This is a genomic window from Caulobacter segnis (assembly GCF_023935105.1).
In the GTDB taxonomy this organism is placed as follows: Bacteria; Pseudomonadota; Alphaproteobacteria; order Caulobacterales; family Caulobacteraceae; genus Caulobacter; species Caulobacter segnis_B.
On record NZ_CP096040.1, the window covers coordinates 86,458 to 101,606 of the forward strand.

Below are 15,149 nucleotides of genomic sequence, written 5' to 3' on the forward strand. Positions count from 1 at the left end.
CCGAGGATGATTTGGGGATCTAACCAGGATGTCTCATACTGTCTCAAAATTCCTGTATCATCATATAGTTGATAGGATCTCCCGTTTCAGTTAGTCTCATTTCGTTCCCTAAAATCCGCATCAAAAGTGTGGGGAAAATGAGGGGAAAATTGGAGGCTCGAAAACAGGGACTTCTAACTTGTCGCTCACAGCCCTCAAGGTGAAGAACGCGAAAGCCGGTCGCCACTGCGACGGACGTGGTCTGTATCTCGATGTTCAGCCGAGTGGATCGCGGTCATGGCTTTTCCGCATCCAGTTCCAGGGGGTGCGTCGCGATTTCGGCTTGGGCTCGGTACGGGACGTCTCCCTCGCCGATGCGCGGATCGCGGCGGCCGAGATGCGCCGTAAGGTCAGGAGCGGGGGCGACCCAGCTGCCGACCGTCGAAGCGCTCGTCGGTCCACCCCGTCGTTCGAGTCCGCTGCTCGCGCCTGTTACGAGACGTTGAAAGCCGGTTGGAAGGACAGCCGGCAAGCTATTTGGATCGCCAGCTTCGAGCGTCACGTCTTTCCGATGATTGGCTCCAAGCCCGTGGACAAGGTCGATGCGCTCGTTGTTCGGGATGTTCTGGAGCCGATTTGGCTGACGGTGCCTGATACCGCCAATAAGGTGCTTCAGCGGATCAATGCGGTTCTCGACTTCGCTCATATCAAGGGCTGGATTGACAAGGAAGTTTCCCTGCGATCGGTCCGCAAGGGACTTCCGCGCCAGAACAACACTGGCTCGCACTATGCGGCGATGCCCTATCAGGACGTGCCGGCCTTCCTCCAAGCAGTTGCGGCGATGTCGCCGACCCTTGGTCGGGATGCGCTGCAACTGACCGTCTACACGGCTGTACGCTCCAACGAGACGCGGTTTGCGGTCTGGAGCGAATTTGACCTCGACAAGGGCGTCTGGTCGATTCCGGCCGAGCGTATGAAGATGAAGGTGGCCCATGCCATCCCGCTATCGAGGCCCGCCCTCGCTCTCCTACAGCGGATGCGCGACGCCCGGGTGGACGACGATGAACTCCTGTTCTCTCCAAATGGGGTCAAACCCATCAGCGACATGACGATGTCCAAGGTGCTCCGCGACATGAAGGTCGAGAATGTGACCGTTCACGGTTTCCGCAGCGCCTTCACAGACTGGTCGTCGGAAATGACCGACTTCCCCAAGGAAGTCGCCGACAAGGCATTGGCGCACAAGATTCCAGATCGGGTCGAAGCCGCCTATCGCAGGACTGACTTTTTCGAGAAGCGGCGCAAGCTGATGCAGGCCTGGGCTGACTATCTGGCCACGTCCGCAGAGCCAAAGACCAAGTCAGCTTAGCTATCGATGATCGCGGCGACAGTGCAGCCAGTCTGATTTCCGTGGCGCCTATCTTCCCCTTTCATCTGCGCGAAAATTGGCAGGGTCGTTGATCCAGCGATTGATCGCGGACTCGTGCCATCCCGCACCGTGAACACTAATCGGGATCTGGCGAGGAAAGGTCCCCTCCCCGATCTTCCGATAAAGGGTCGAGCGGCTCAGCCCCGTGCGCGCTAGCACGGTCTTGAGGCGGACGATGCGGTCGAGGTCGGCCATCGTTTAAAGCTCCACAGACTGGGATCTGAAGGCATTCGATGGGCCAGAATTGGATCGCTCGCCGCTGGCGGCAAGGCCTCGCTGGGCCAGATCGTACTCTGGAAAACAAAGACAGGCCCTAGGCGCCTCTAGCGAAGGTGAGAACGTACCGTCATTCGGCTGTCCGCGCTTCGGCACAGCCAAATTCGTCCAAGGCTCCGGGCTGGTTGGGCTATTTCTTCAGACGCACACCCGGACCGCCAGCCTCGTCGGCCGACAAGAACGTCACCCCGGCCTTTTCCAGTGACTGTCGTACTGCATCGACATTCGCGGCGGAACTCCGGCCAGGACCGGCCGAACCCTCCATGCGCACAATAGTCGGCAGGGAGACGCCTGACGCCGCCACCAGTTGCGGTTGGCTCCAGCCCAAGAGAGCGCGAGCGGCTTTGATCTGCTCCGCCGTAATCATCGGGCGATAATTTTATTATCGTTTGCGATCATTTTATAATTGACCTCATGCTGATTACGGGTGACGATAAAATCGTCACCTATGATTAGAGAGCAGAGGCCATGGAGTCACGTCGAAAGGCGGGGCGCGCGCCTGCGCGTGTAGACGAACCGTCCAGGCGAGCAATGATGGTCGGCGGCGCCGTCGCCTGCGGGGTTTCGGGCATGGCTCCGCTCCAGGTCCGCGCGGCCCCATCTGTCGCCATCTGCTACCGCTGGCTGGCCATCGACGCTGAACAGCGGCGCCTCCAACTCGAATGGGGTACGCTGGAAGGCTGGCTGATGACCAAACGCAATTGGTACAAGCTCACGCCGGAACAGCGGGCCGAAATCCCCGAGGGTGCGAGACTCGGTGAGATCGACGCGCGGCTCGATGTGCTGGAGGTCGAGGGACACGCCCTCCTGAAGGCGATGCGACCGAAACCGGCGAGGAGCTTTGAGGCCGTCATCGCCAATCTCTCGGTGGCGGCGCGGCTGATATTCGTTGAAGATCATCCCGAAGCCCACGGTCTTATCACTCGCGCGGCCCGCGACCTTGCCGCGCTCTCGGGTGGAAAGTGACCCGCCGCGTCGCCCGGCGACGCGATGGCGCCGACCGCCCATTTGCGGCAACGTTCCGCCGTAACGCCGCTGGCTTCCTCGAAGGCGCCGAGGCGGCGCTGTCGCGACACCCGGAGGCGACGCGCTACTTCCTAGCCATAGCCATCGAACTGGCGTTGAAGGCTTACCTGCTCGACCGAGGGATCAGCGACGACTGGAACCGCGTCTATCTCCGGCACGATCTCGTCAAGGCGCTCAGGTTCGCGCGACGTGCTGGCTTCGATAGCGCTCCTGCCGGGGTCGCCGAACTGGCCGCGCTGCTTGGCCGCTATTACCAAATCCATGGCATCTCGCGGATGACGCCGGACGAGATTGCATCTGTGTGCTGGCGTCAGGCCTGCACGACGGTTCGGAAGCTCATCGCCGCCGTCGCTGAGGCCGCAGGGCCAGACCCTTCTGGTCAGGAGAACGTCGCGTGATGATGCGTCTCCGCATGCCTTGGACGCTCGCGGTGAGTCAGTGGTGGCGCTGGCGATATCCCTATCTCTGGCGCGGCCGGATCTTCGATCCACACGACGCTCAACAGGTCATGTCCTACGCGGTGCTGCGTCTTCGCCAGGAGACACGGGATGTCTTCCTGCCCAATCACATTCAGGCGCTCGACTACGCTCTGATCGCTCGCCACCTGGGCATCTCCGCCGCCGAAGTCCAGGCGCGCCTGGCCGATGCGCTTTGCGAGATTTCCCGGACGATCGCTCTGATCGAGCGCGCCCGTCCTCATTCCAACAATCCAGCCAATGCGGAGCATCCCGATGTCTGACGACAAGGGGCCATTCGCCGTCTCCCGCCGCGTCGTGATCGGCGCTGCGGGCGCCGCGCCCATCGTTGCCAACACCGACGCCGGCGCGGCGATGCAGGACCAAGCCATCGCCCGCTGCGGCGAATGGCTGGCGCTTGACGCTGAGATCGACCGCTTGGGTAATCGCTGGTCGGATCTAGAGACCGTTCTCGTGCGGCAGAAGCGGTGGGAGCGCATGACGCCCGAGGAGCGCGGAGAGCTGTTGCCGTCCGAGGAGATGGACGCCATCGACAAGCAGCTCGAACCGCTGTTCGAGCAGCGCGAGGCATGGCTGGAGGCTCTTCCCACTGTGCGCGCCAACGACATGCTCGGCGTAGTGGCGAAGCTGGAGGTAGCGTTGCGGGTCATGGTCCACCAGCAGGGTGACGGCTACGACCTCTTCAAGGCGACGATGGACGAGCTGCGCACCGCGCGCTGTCCCAATTGCTGGGCGCCGGTTTGCAAGCGCTAGCCGCGCCCCTCCCTACAGCCGTCTTGCCCACCCCAACCTGCGGGAGCCAGGACCGGAACGGTCGGTGCTCGCCCTGGAGCGCTTGGACAGCCTCTGCCGGGCGGGATGGTGCGGGTCAAGGGCGGCTTCGCCGTCGCTCCGCGAGACGCCCGCAGGGCGTCCCCTTGACGCGCGCCAACCCGTCCGGCCCTTGTTCCACCAAGCGATCCAGGGCGTCTTGTCTCCGAGCGAAGTTGGTCGGCGGCCGCGCGCTCAGTGGTTGGCCGGACAGGCCCAGCCAAGCGGCCCTGTCAGCGTACGCGCTTGAAGCGGACACGGTCCTTGCCGGCGATGAGAAAGGCGTCAAAGCCAGCGTCGCCCCAGGCCTTGCGCTGCACTTGGCTCGTGTAGGGATCAGTGGTGTTGGCCCACCACTGCTGACGGGCCGCGCTCTTGGGAAGCATGGCGCCAAGGATGCGCTCGATCTCGGCGAAGGTCAGTTCGAGTTCGCCTTGACGCTGGCGACGCAGATGACCCGACAGGGGATCGTACTTGGACATCCCCCAGCATCGCCGATTGGTCCGGACACGTCGAATCCACGCGCGACTAGCGCGAGTGGAGAACGACCTTGAAAAGCCACGCTTGCGAGCGTCTTTGCCGCCGTAAGCACTTTCCGGGATCGGCGGCGTTGCCGGCGATCCGACTCATGGAGACTTTCGTGACCGATACGCCTGAAGCCCGCACGCCGAACGCCGTCGATCTCCACGTCGGCGGCCGCGTTCGTATGCGTCGCAAGATGCTGAACATGAGCCAGGAACACCTCGCCGACGCGCTGGGGCTGACCTTTCAACAGGTGCAGAAGTACGAGCGCGGCGCCAACCGGGTCAGCGCCAGCAAGCTCTATGAGATCGCCAAGACGCTTCAGGTCCCAGTGTCGTTCTTCTTCGATGGTCTCGCTGATCCGGTGACCAATGAAAACGATGATGTCGGCGCCGCCGACCGGATCGTGACCGAGTTCCTCAACACGCCCGAGGGCATGGAACTGGCTGAGATGTTTCCCAAGATCGGCCGGGGCCGCGTCCGCCGACAGGTTCTCGACCTCGTCCGCGCCATGGCTGAGGAAAGCTCGCCCCGCGACGCGTCTTAGGCTCCAGCGGCCAGCATTTCGCCAATCAGGTCGAGCAGCTCGGACGGCGTATAGGGCTTCTGGATGAACCGGGCTCCAGCCGGCAAGTCGCTGGCCTGGAGCGCCGCCGCGCCACTGGTGACCAGGATTTTCAACGCTGGCACGCGCATGGCGACCAGGTGCGCCAGGCCCGCGCCGTTGATCTCGCCTGGCATGTCGACGTCGGTGAACATCAGGGCGATGTCGGGACGGGCATCGATGAGCGCCAGCGCCTCTTCAGCGTTCACGGCCTCCAGGCAGTGGAAACCGCCATCAGTAAGGATGTCGCAGGCCAGCATCCGAACCAGTACTTCGTCATCGACGACCAGCAGGATGGGGGCCGCCGGCAGGCTTTCACTATCGATTGTCATGGTCGCGCCCCAACGACGCAACGCCGGGAAATGCCAAGCGCGAGAGTCGCATACCCGACTAACCCGAGACGGGGATTTCTGTTGCACGATTTCGGCGATTGCCTGGGGTTGTCTCTGAGAAGGCACAACCCGCGCCGGATCAGGGGCTCGATCAGCCGCACCGGACTCGAACGCCCTCCTTCCACCGCGTCGCCATAACGCCAGGGTGTGCTCGGCGTCGTCGGCTTTGAGCATGGTCGCCAAGAACGTGAACGCGCCGTAGAGGACGGCGCGGTCATCGCGGGTCAGCTCGACGAGGCCGGCCTTTTGCACCAGACCGCCCAGCTCGATCAGGTGGCGGGTGCGCTCGCGCCGTTTCACCACCCACGCCCGCGTATCGGTTCTGGCTCGCCGCGCTTCCAGCCGATGGCGCGCGGCCTTGGCCCGGCGCTCTGCGTCATTGGTCGCCGCCAGCGCTAGGCGCAGGGGCGCTCGACCCGCCGCGAAAGAACCCCGCGCCGCGCTTCCTCCAGCCCTCCTTGCGCGCGGCGTTCCCGGCATCGGCCAGATCCAGAAGTCCGCCGGCCAAGGTATCGATGTCGAGTGTGTCGGCGCCCGTGGCGATCACCAGCTCGCCAAGCTGCTTGATCTTACGATCCTTCAGGGTCTTGGCCTTGTCTTCGAGGCTCTTAAGTTCCGCGTCGAAGTCACGTGGCTTGCGCATTCCAAGTCTCCAGGTTTCGATGATGCGCCAATCGTAAATCAGGGCGTCCGGGAATGCTGTAAGGTCGCCGGAACACACTGGGATGGGCCGGTCCCTCCCGAGATTCTTTCTTGGGAGGGCGCGCTTATACGTCGTGCCGACGTGCGCTCAGGGTAGTAAGTGGTCTGTCGCCATGGCGATCTACCACTTCAGCGTCAAAGTCATCAGCCGCGCCACCGGGGCCAGCGCCGTGGCCTCGGCCGCCTATCGCTCCGCCTCGCGGCTGCACGATGAGAGGTTGGACCGCGACCACGACTTCACCAACAAGAGCGGCGTCGCCCATTCCGAGATCATGCTGCCGGACGACGCGCCCGAACAGCTCTCCGATCGGGTCTCGCTTTGGAACACCGTCGAGGCCGGCGAAAAGCGCAAGGACGCCCAGCTCTCCCGCGAGGTCGAGTTCGCCATCCCCCGCGAGATGGACCAGGCGCAAGGCATCGAACTGGCCCGCGACTTCGTCCAGCGCGAAATGGTCGATCGCGGCATGGTCGCCGATCTCAATGTGCATTGGGACATCGGCCCGGACGGCCTGGCCAAGCCCCACGCCCACGTAATGTTGTCGATGCGTGAAGTTGGCGAAGCCGGCTTCGGCGCCAAGGTCCGCGACTGGAACCGCACCGAATTGGTCGAGCATTGGCGCGAGGCCTGGGCCGACCACGTCAACGAGCGGCTGGCGCAGTTCGACATCGACGCGCGGATCGATCACCGCAGCCTGGAAGACCAGGGCATTGACCTGGAGCCGCAGCACAAGATCGGCCCAGCGGCTGGACGCATGGCCGGCGAAGGCGTCGAGACCGAGCGGCTCGAAGACCATCACCGCATCGCCCGCGAGAACGGCGAGAAGATTATCGCCGATCCACGCATCGCCCTGGACGCCATCACCCACCAGCAGGCGACATTCACCCGCTACGACCTGGCGAAGTTCATCCACCGCCATTCGGACGGCAAGGCGCAGTTCGACCGCGCTATGAGCGCGGTGCAGGCCTCGCCCGAGATGGTGGCGCTGGGCCGTGATGGACGTGGGGACGATCGCTTCACGAGCCGCGAGATGATCGCCGTCGAGGACCGGCTGCATCGCGCCAGCGACGTGATGGCGCAGCGCCGAGCGCACGCCGTCAGTGAGTTGGAACAGCGCCGCGCCCTGGCGCGCGCCGCGCAACGTGGCCTCGTCCTTTCCGGAGAGCAGAAGGCTGCGTTCGAGCACGTCACCGAGGGGCGGGATCTTGGCGTCGTCGTCGGCTATGCCGGTACGGGCAAGTCCGCGCTCTTGGGCGTCGCTCGCGAGGCTTGGGAAGACGCGGACTATCGCGTTCAGGGCCTGGCGCTATCGGGCATCGCCGCCGAGAATCTGGAGGGCGGGTCCGGCATTGCCTCGCGCACCATCGCCAGTCTTGAGCATCAGTGGGCGAAAGACCGCGAGTTACTCCACCCCCGCGACGTACTGGTGATCGATGAGGCCGGGATGATCGGCTCGCGGCAGATGGAGCGACTGTTGTCGGCCGCCCATAAGGCCGGGGCCAAGGTGGTGCTGGTCGGCGATCCCGAGCAGCTCCAGGCGATTGAGGCCGGCGCGGCGTTTCGGTCGATCGCCGAGCGCCATTATCACGTCGAGATCAAGGAGGTTCGTCGGCAGCGCGAGGACTGGCAGCGCGACGCCACGCGGCATCTGGCGACCGGTCGCACGGGCGACGCGCTTGCGGCTTACGAGGCGCGCGGCATGGTTCACGCGGCCGAGACACGCGACCAGGCGCGCGAGGATCTGGTCGAACGCTGGGACCGCGAGCGCGTGGCCGAGCCGGGCAAGAGCCGGATCATCCTCACCCATACCAATGACGAGGTGCGCGAGCTCAATTTGACGGCGCGCGACCGGCTGCGCCAGGCCGGTGCCCTGGGCGAGGACGTGACGGTGAAGGCCGAGCGCGGTGAGCGCTCGTTCGCGACCGGCGATCGGCTGATGTTCCTGAAGAACGATCGCGGGCTGGGCGTGAAGAACGGCATGCTCGGCGAGATCGAGCAGGTCTCGCCGACGCAGATGACGGTGCGGCTCGACGCCGGGCGTCCCGACGCGGAGCGCTCGGTCGTCTTCGACCTCAAGGACTACGCCCAGGTCGATCACGGCTATGCCGCCACCATCCACAAGAGCCAGGGTGTCACCGTCGATCGCGCCCATGTGCTCGCCACGCCGGGGATGGATCGTCATGGCGCCTATGTCGCCCTCTCGCGTCATCGCGACAGCGTGCAGATCCATTACGGCCGCGACGAGTTCGAGGATCTCGGCAAGCTAACCCGCGTCCTGTCGCGTGAGCGGGCCAAGGACATGGCCAGCGACTTCGCCGAGCGGCGCGACATCCACGTGCCGGCGTCGATGCGGCCGAAGGAGCTACCACAGCGCCAGCGCGGGACGTTCGACGGGTTCAAGCCCGCCACTCCAGCGCGTCAGCCGGCGGCGCCGGTGCGGGAGGTTGGCCAGTTCGACCAGCACCGCGCGATCGAGCGCCACGCTCGCGCTGCGGCCGACGTCATACGGATGCACGACCGCGGCTTGCCGGTACTCGCCCATCAGCGACGGGCGTTGGTGGAAGCGCGCGAGGCCATGGCTGAGGTCAGTCCGCACGCGGCCAAGGATCTGGAGCGGGCTTACGTGCGCGACCCGGCCTTGGCCGGCGAGACCGCTTCGGGCCGCACCCAGCGTGCGGTCCGCGTCCTTCAGCTTGAGGCCGAGGTCCGCGCCGATCCGCGTTTGCGCGCCGACCGCTTCGTCGAGCGCTGGCAGGGCCTGGAGCGCCAGCGCTCAGCGCTGCATCGCTCCGGCGACATGACCAGCGCCAGGCAGGTCAAGGAAAGCATGGGCGCCATGGCCAAGAGCCCGGAGCGCGACCCGCAGATGGAGTCGCTGTTGCGCACCCGCAGGCCCGAGCTTGGGCTTCCCGCCGAGATGGGCCGCAGCGTGGGCCAGGAGCTCTCGGACTACCTCGGCATCGGGCGCGGCCGAGGACTTGGCATCTGAAAGCAGGAGGATGGGATGGATCAGGATATCGGCTCGGAAGCTCCGGGCGATCCGGCGGCGGTGGCGTTCGAGGCATTACGGCGGGAGGTGGCCTTGCTGAACGTCGCTCTGGCGGGGTTAGCCGCCGAACGCGCGTCGGCGCCAGACTACAGCGAGACGCTGGGGGAGATCGCTCAAGGCGTGAGGCTCGCGGTTGGGCGGATAGGGAAGCTGGCGACGAGTCCAGCGTTGGCGGCTACGCCCGCTGAGATTGCGCGGCAGATCACTGCGGCCGGTGATGAGGCCCGGCGGCAGGACCGCGCGACGTTGCATCAGGCCCATGAGATGCTTCAACGGGTGGCCGGCGATCTTCGCGGTTGGGTCGATACGGCGCGTTTGGCCAACGCGCAGAACTGGCGGCTTTTGCAGGCGGCCTTGGCCGGTGTGATCGGCGGCGCGGTTCTTGGCGCGAGCTTTCCGGTCATCGTTGCGCAGGCTGCTCCAGAGCCGTGGGCTTGGCCGGAGAAGCGGGCGGCGCGGGTGCTGCACCGCGACATGTGGCCGGCAGGCGAGCGACTGTTGACTGTTGCCGACCCACAGCGTTGGCAGGAAACGCAAGCCGCGCGGCGGATGGTTGAGCAAAACCGCGATGTGCTGGCTCGGTGTGTAGCGGCAGCTCAGAGGGCTAAGAGCGGCAAGCGCTGCCTGATCAGCGTGGGCTCCCTGAGCGCGTCACGATGCGCATGTTCTCTCCATTGAACGGGATAGCACTCAGTGCTACATATTTCTCATGAGCGAGGCCAAGGAAGTCGCGCGGGTTTTCAAGACGGCTTGGTTCACCAAGGCGGCCAAGAAGGCGCTGATCAAGGACAGCGAGCTTTGCGCGGCGGTTGCAGCGGCAATAGCTGGCCAAGCCGATGATCTGGGTGGCGGGGTGTTCAAGAAGCGGCTCGACAAGAACCGTAGCCGCAGCATCATCTTGGCCAAGGGTCGAAGGTATTGGGTTTACGCCTATCTGTTCGCGAAGAAGGACAGGGCGAATATCGACGACGACGAACTGAAGGCCTTTCGCAAGCTAGCCGACCTCTACGCCGAAAAGACCGACGTGGAGATCGACAAGGAGCTAGAGGCCAAGGTGATTGTGGAGATCTGTCATGACCAAGCGCAAGTTTAAGAGCGACGCCTTCGAGGCGATCCATGACAACGTCGCTGGAATGTACCGGGCCGGCACGATCGACAAGGCCACGATGCGCGACTTCGACGCCACGTGCCTGACCGTGCCGCCGATGATCGAGCCCGCGCAGATTAAGCAGCTCCGGGAGAGCAATCACGTCAGCCAGCCGGTCTTCGCCCGCTATCTCAACACCAGCGAAAGCACGGTGGAGAAGTGGGAGGCCGGAGCCAAGAAGCCCAGCGGCGTGGCGCTCAAGCTGCTGGCAATCGTGCAGAAGCACGGGTTGCAGATTCTGGCCTAACCTAGCTCCAGCGGTGAGCCCACACGGCGCCCAGGAACTCGCAGGTATGGCGCGGTGGCGGCAAAAGGTCAGAGCTAACCCGCCTCCTCTTCAACCGACAGGTCGACATCGACGGCGGGCGCGGCGGTTCCGGTGTGGACAATCGAGACCCGAGCGCCTGGCCTCAGGTGCTCAAGGCTCACCCGCGCCGCCAACTGACGGGCCAACGCCTGGACGATGCTCGTGCCGAGCCCGGAAGGCGACGGCTTCGCGGTGGGCATTCCAACGCCGTCGTCCGAGACCGATAGCGTCCAGCTCTCCCCCTCGGTCTTGTAGTCGACCGTGATCCCGCCGCCTCGGCCATCGGGGAACGCATGCTTCAGGGCGTTGATGACGAGTTCTGTCGTGACGAGCCCCAGGCTGACCGAAACGCCGGCGTCGACCGTGACGTCTTCGGCGACGACATTGAGGGTCAGTTTATGAGGGTCCGGGATCATCGAGGCGGCGATGGTCGCGCAAAGCCTGGTCAAATAGGCCCGCAACTCGACGGTTCCGGTGGTCGCCCCCGCAAGCTGCTGTTGCAGGTCGGCGATCGACATCACCCGGGCGTGGGCGTTTTGCAATTGGTGCTTAGCCTCTTCGGACCGCGCCGCGCGCGCGTTCTGCATGAGGACGCTTGCGATGATCTGCAGGCTGTTGGCGACCCGATGACGGATTTCCTCCATCAACGCCTTATTCTCGGCGACGAGTTCATCATTGGCCCTGAGCTGATCGCGCGCCGTGCGGGCCGCCGTTCGCATGTCCGTGACATCGGCGATTGCGACCAGAAGACGGAGCTTGGCGGGATCGCTATAGGCAAGTTTCTGGGCGCCTATGGCGAGGTAACGGTCGGGCTGGCCAGGTCGCTTGAGTTCCATCTCGTAGGACTCGATGGCCGCCGCGCCGGCCGCCGTGACCTCAAGCAGCATCCTGAGTTGGGGCGAGCCCCACTCCCCGGCTCCCAGATCGGTCAGCTGTCGCCCGATAGCGCTTTCGGTCGCGATGCCGAAAGCCCGACCGAAAGAGTCGCTGACGGCGACAATCGACAGGTCGCCGTCAATGAGAAGCAGGGGCGCAGCCGAAGCCGCGACCATGGCGAGGGCCAGGCTCAAACCTGGGTCGTTCGGATGCAATATATGGTGGGCGGGCACAGTGGCCCCTTCACAACAACCAGAGGCTCGCGCAGCGAAAGCCGTACCCGGCGAATAGGCGGCAGCGCTTCGTAGCGCACCTTGTCACACAATAGCACATCGACGCCTGTTCTCCCGTCCTTCGAGGGGGGCGACATGGGGTGGGTCTGCCTCGCAGCGGACTTGGCGCCGCTCCTGCGGCGATCAACGGCCTTGCGCTCGCTGGTCACGCCGCCGCGTCGAGCGCGCACTGGGCCTGAGCGGCGGCCTTAGGGGGCGGTCGCGAACAGCGGGTCCGCTTGTCGAGGACAGGCTTTTTGGAGCCGGCGGTTCAAGGTGTTTGGAGAAGCTGTCGTCGTGCGTTGAAATCGAGGGGTCTTCGGTTGCGGCGTCCGGTTCCGGCGGAAAGGCTGGACGTTCGCGCCCCGACCCGCACCGAGAATTTTAAGCCTGAGCGGAGCCGTGCGCCCTGGCGAACGTCGCGGCGTCGTCGAGTCGACGCTTGATCTGCTGATGCGTGGTCGAATCAACCCCTGGCTTGCCCGCGTGGGAAAACTCCGTGTCGACCAATATCTCGCGGATGGCTTCCAGTAGCCTTGGCTGTTCGATGGACAGGGCCCGCAGGAGCGCATCAACAATGCGCTCCTGGGCTAGAAAGCGCGCGTCTTGTGGCGCGTTGATCGGGATCGAGGACATGGCGGGTTCCTTTGAGACTTGGTGGAGGGACCTCGCGCGATGGCGAGCCCGCCTGGCGGCGAGTGTGCAAGATCGCCGGGGCGCGCACATCGCGTGCCGGCGGACTAAGTCGGTGTTCGTGGCGGCTTTTTCCTAGGCCGCGCGGTTCCGGCCCGAGCCGGAGCAAAGAGCTTGTAAAGCGGCGTCATCAACGCTGCGGCGACGATCAGGCCGACGGAAATTTCGAAGAGCCAGGTCATTGGCTTGTTCCCAAGGGGCGCAGCTCACGGCGCGCCGCCTGAAGTGGCGGGCTTGCGCGCCGAGCGGAAAAGCAAAGCGCTTCGGACCACGAGCACACGGTATCTCGATGCGCTGGCGATCAGGACCTTCAATACTTGTCGCGACCATCCACGCTTAGGCTTTCGCTCAGCCCATCGAGCCTGGCGGTGATCACCGCCCTGCCTCGGGGGCCAAGTTGGCCGTGACGATCGCGCAGCGTCCGCTCCTGGCGCTCGATGGACGCGAGCGTCCGTCTGGCCTGGCTGACTTGAGCCCGACCTAAGCGACCATTTCGCGCGCCGCGATCAATCCGTTCCGCCAGGTGCGCCTGACGTTCGTCGATCGTCGGCGCGGCAAAGGTCCCTCGTTGACCATGCCGGCTGACGTCCACCTGCTCGTCCTGTCCTTGAGTGGCGATCCATAGGCCGCGCGTGTCGTAATAGCCGAACGTTTCGCCACGGACCCAGCGGCCCTTCTCATAGTAGCCCGGCTGAGGATCGGCGATCCACGCGCCCTTGGCGTCGCGGTGTCCGGCCGTCAGGCCTTCCATCCAATGACCGTCCCTGTCGTATTTGCCTGTGGCTGGGCCCGAGATCCACTGCCCCGACCGGTCGTAGAAGCCCGACACGGCGGGTATCCAACGGCCTTCCTGGGCATAGTAGCCACTCGCTGACGCCGGAACCCAGAGCTTGTCGGCATAGTAGCCGCTAGACGAGGCGTCCGTATTGGCCTGCACCCATCGCCCATCGCGTCCATAGTATCCGCGCGGCGGGCCGTCGACCCAGTCGCCATCGCGATCGAAATAGCCAGTAGCCTCGCCGCGGGTAATGGCTTGGGCATGCCATGCGCCTTGGCTGTCGTAGAAGCCGTAGGCGCGGGCGCAATCGGGCTCGCCCTTGGCGACCTGGTTGCCGATCAGCGCGCCGACGGCGCCGCCGATCACCGCGCCTGTGCCGCGATCACCGCGTCCCGCTACGGCGCTGCCTGCGATGGCGCCAATGCCGCCGCCGGCAAGCGTGCTGGCGACGCGACTGCCCTGACGCTGCTGGCAGGTTTGCTGCGCGAGCGCAATGGTGGGGATCAAGGCCACGGCGCAGGCGCCGGCGACGAGGGTTTGAATGCGCATTGTCTGAGGGTTCCTGGAGAAAGGACATACCCTCCCCCTTGGTCCATACATGGTGCTTTCAATGCTGAATTACAATTGTCACGGAATATAAATCAGAAAAAGTCAAAAATTATCAGAACACGTGGGGATATTTTATAGAAAAAGTTTTTGATGGGGTGATTTATATTATGCGATTGGCCCAATTTAATTGCGGAATTTTCAGCTGACGACCCGATTTTTCAAGCCGCCTGGCGGTATCGGTCAGATGGCGAGGCGCCGGCGGAGCCCCAACTTGGCTTGCATTCGCAACTTGGGGGCGGTTCATTCGAAGTGGACGTCGTAAGATGCACGATCCGTCGGGCGCCGGCCGCGGAAGACCGACAATCATGGGTATGGCGCGGATCAGCTAGCCGCGAAGTTTCTGAATACAAGCCCGCAGCAAAACTTGGCGCGACGGCGACACGTCTCGCTTGCCGAGCTCAGTTAGCGCCCCTGCGAGGGGTTCGCCTCGATGGCGGGCTCCAAGGTCCCAGATTTCACGCCGGACGGCGGCTTCGCTCGGCGCAACGCTTCGCAGCCATGAGAGAAATCTCATCGAACAACCTCACACCAGACTTTTCCTCGCCGCGCCATCAACCGTCCTGTCCGCCGGATAGCGGATTGGGCGTGCTCCAGCGCGCCCTGTGATGATCCAACTGCTCAGCGAGCCGAGTAACTTGGCTGTTGAGATTATCGACGTCGCCTTGAAGCTGAGCGCAACGTTGTTTCAGATAGCTGTTTTCGCGCAGCACGCGTTCAAGTTCAGGGTCCATTTGGAGAGCCTCGAGCGTGGCCAAGCCAGAGCGGTTCGACCGCGACGCGGTTCACTCTCGACGGTCACGTCCTTCATGTGGGGAGACCGACCGCCGTTTCATAGCGCCGTTGAAAATAGCTCGGGGGAGGGACGGCTTTTCGACGAGTGTTTCCGAGGCTCCCCAGCGAATAACCGCGCTTGAGGTCTCCATGAAGCCGCCGCTGAAGCGCGGCGGAATCTCAGACGCGCCTGGTAGCGTTGGGATAGCCGCGCCGGCGGTGCTGCTCGGCCAAAAGAGCGCCTTTCACCTGAACACGGAAAATCAAACGCTTGAGTGAGTGGGCGTTTGACAAAGAGACGAGCGGGGCGATGGATCGGTCGGCTGATGTTTCAACGTATCGGGTCTATTCGGACGCCTCGCCCGCCGGACCCGCGATGCGGAGATGAGGCGATTTCACCGAGGATGACGACCGGCGAAGATTGGGATCGGCGCCG

The 15,149-nt window shown here is 64.2% G+C and carries 19 protein-coding genes; 11 read left to right on the top strand and 8 right to left on the bottom strand.

What is annotated here, in order from left to right; all coding sequences use genetic code 11:
• Positions 1 to 178 precede the first annotated feature (178 nt).
• Positions 179 to 1,345, top strand: a complete 1,167-nt coding sequence (locus MZV50_RS00465) for a tyrosine-type recombinase/integrase (protein ID WP_252632412.1) — start codon at positions 179 to 181, stop codon at positions 1,343 to 1,345.
• Between the two features lie 48 nt (positions 1,346 to 1,393).
• On the opposite strand, the gene MZV50_RS00470 is transcribed toward MZV50_RS00465, so the two are convergent.
• Positions 1,394 to 1,600 carry a helix-turn-helix transcriptional regulator gene (locus MZV50_RS00470; RefSeq protein WP_252632413.1) on the bottom strand — a complete coding sequence of 69 codons (207 nt, stop codon included), beginning with the start codon at positions 1,598 to 1,600 and terminating at the stop codon, positions 1,394 to 1,396.
• Between the two features lie 615 nt (positions 1,601 to 2,215).
• On the opposite strand from MZV50_RS00470, the gene MZV50_RS00475 reads away from it, so the two are divergent.
• The 4 genes from MZV50_RS00475 to MZV50_RS00490 are packed head-to-tail and all read left to right on the top strand — an operon-like array spanning position 2,216 to position 3,936.
• A complete protein-coding gene (locus MZV50_RS00475) occupies positions 2,216 to 2,647 on the top strand; it encodes a hypothetical protein (protein WP_252632414.1) in 432 nt (143 codons plus the stop codon).
• Complete coding sequence (locus MZV50_RS00480; protein ID WP_252632415.1) at positions 2,644 to 3,105, top strand: hypothetical protein; 462 nt, start codon at positions 2,644 to 2,646, stop codon at positions 3,103 to 3,105. The genes MZV50_RS00475 and MZV50_RS00480 overlap by 4 nt, the downstream gene beginning before the upstream one ends.
• Positions 3,105 to 3,446: a sigma-70 region 4 domain-containing protein gene (locus MZV50_RS00485; RefSeq protein WP_252632416.1), complete on the top strand. Its 342-nt coding sequence runs from the start codon at positions 3,105 to 3,107 to the stop codon at positions 3,444 to 3,446. Before MZV50_RS00480 ends, MZV50_RS00485 begins: the two co-directional genes overlap by 1 nt.
• Positions 3,439 to 3,936, top strand: coding sequence for a hypothetical protein (locus MZV50_RS00490; protein ID WP_252632417.1), 498 nt, complete (start codon positions 3,439 to 3,441; stop codon positions 3,934 to 3,936). The genes MZV50_RS00485 and MZV50_RS00490 overlap by 8 nt, the downstream gene beginning before the upstream one ends.
• A gap of 290 nt (positions 3,937 to 4,226) precedes the next feature.
• On the opposite strand, the gene MZV50_RS00495 is transcribed toward MZV50_RS00490, so the two are convergent.
• Positions 4,227 to 4,475 (bottom strand): DUF7662 domain-containing protein, encoded by a 249-nt coding sequence (locus MZV50_RS00495; RefSeq protein ID WP_252632418.1) that lies wholly within the window; start codon positions 4,473 to 4,475, stop codon positions 4,227 to 4,229.
• 146 nt (positions 4,476 to 4,621) lie between these two features.
• Here MZV50_RS00495 and MZV50_RS00500 point away from each other — a divergent pair, with 146 nt between their 5' ends.
• Positions 4,622 to 5,062, top strand: a complete 441-nt coding sequence (locus MZV50_RS00500) for a helix-turn-helix domain-containing protein (RefSeq protein WP_436792196.1) — start codon at positions 4,622 to 4,624, stop codon at positions 5,060 to 5,062.
• Here the strand turns inward: MZV50_RS00500 and traD are convergent.
• Both traD and MZV50_RS00510 read right to left on the bottom strand, forming a co-directional pair.
• The gene (gene traD, locus MZV50_RS00505; protein WP_252632420.1) at positions 5,059 to 5,811 is read right to left on the bottom strand and encodes a conjugal transfer protein TraD; all 753 of its coding nucleotides are present in this window, start codon (positions 5,809 to 5,811) and stop codon (positions 5,059 to 5,061) included. The two genes, MZV50_RS00500 and traD, sit on opposite strands and share 4 nt — an antisense overlap.
• A 76-nt stretch (positions 5,812 to 5,887) precedes the next feature.
• Positions 5,888 to 6,154: a conjugal transfer protein TraD gene (locus MZV50_RS00510; RefSeq protein ID WP_252632421.1), complete on the bottom strand. Its 267-nt coding sequence runs from the start codon at positions 6,152 to 6,154 to the stop codon at positions 5,888 to 5,890.
• 172 nt (positions 6,155 to 6,326) lie between these two features.
• On the opposite strand from MZV50_RS00510, the gene traA reads away from it, so the two are divergent.
• From traA to MZV50_RS00530, 4 genes are read left to right on the top strand one after another with little or no spacing between them, the layout of a single operon-like run.
• Positions 6,327 to 9,200, top strand: coding sequence for a Ti-type conjugative transfer relaxase TraA (gene traA, locus MZV50_RS00515; RefSeq protein WP_289781932.1), 2,874 nt, complete (start codon positions 6,327 to 6,329; stop codon positions 9,198 to 9,200).
• 15 nt (positions 9,201 to 9,215) lie between these two features.
• Positions 9,216 to 9,938 carry a DUF6118 family protein gene (locus MZV50_RS00520; RefSeq protein WP_252632423.1) on the top strand — a complete coding sequence of 241 codons (723 nt, stop codon included), beginning with the start codon at positions 9,216 to 9,218 and terminating at the stop codon, positions 9,936 to 9,938.
• Between the two features lie 31 nt (positions 9,939 to 9,969).
• Positions 9,970 to 10,353, top strand: a complete 384-nt coding sequence (locus tag MZV50_RS00525; protein ID WP_252632424.1) for a type II toxin-antitoxin system RelE/ParE family toxin — start codon at positions 9,970 to 9,972, stop codon at positions 10,351 to 10,353.
• Positions 10,334 to 10,654, top strand: a complete 321-nt coding sequence (locus tag MZV50_RS00530) for a helix-turn-helix domain-containing protein (RefSeq protein ID WP_252632425.1) — start codon at positions 10,334 to 10,336, stop codon at positions 10,652 to 10,654. Before MZV50_RS00525 ends, MZV50_RS00530 begins: the two co-directional genes overlap by 20 nt.
• 74 nt (positions 10,655 to 10,728) lie before the next feature.
• Here the strand turns inward: MZV50_RS00530 and MZV50_RS00535 are convergent, their stop codons facing one another.
• From MZV50_RS00535 to MZV50_RS00550, 4 genes are all read right to left on the bottom strand, one after another.
• Positions 10,729 to 11,784 carry a sensor histidine kinase gene (locus MZV50_RS00535; RefSeq protein WP_252632426.1) on the bottom strand — a complete coding sequence of 352 codons (1,056 nt, stop codon included), beginning with the start codon at positions 11,782 to 11,784 and terminating at the stop codon, positions 10,729 to 10,731.
• Between the two features lie 462 nt (positions 11,785 to 12,246).
• Positions 12,247 to 12,498: a hypothetical protein gene (locus tag MZV50_RS00540; RefSeq protein WP_252632427.1), complete on the bottom strand. Its 252-nt coding sequence runs from the start codon at positions 12,496 to 12,498 to the stop codon at positions 12,247 to 12,249.
• A gap of 367 nt (positions 12,499 to 12,865) precedes the next feature.
• The gene (locus tag MZV50_RS00545) at positions 12,866 to 13,882 is read right to left on the bottom strand and encodes a glycine zipper 2TM domain-containing protein (protein WP_252632428.1); all 1,017 of its coding nucleotides are present in this window, start codon (positions 13,880 to 13,882) and stop codon (positions 12,866 to 12,868) included.
• Positions 13,883 to 14,493: 611 nt separating this feature from the next.
• Positions 14,494 to 14,697: a hypothetical protein gene (locus tag MZV50_RS00550; protein WP_252632429.1), complete on the bottom strand. Its 204-nt coding sequence runs from the start codon at positions 14,695 to 14,697 to the stop codon at positions 14,494 to 14,496.
• A 166-nt stretch (positions 14,698 to 14,863) separates the two neighbouring features.
• On the opposite strand from MZV50_RS00550, the gene MZV50_RS26445 reads away from it, so the two are divergent.
• Positions 14,864 to 14,992, top strand: a complete 129-nt coding sequence (locus tag MZV50_RS26445) for a hypothetical protein (protein WP_289781893.1) — start codon at positions 14,864 to 14,866, stop codon at positions 14,990 to 14,992.
• The last annotated feature ends 157 nt before the right edge of the window (positions 14,993 to 15,149 follow it).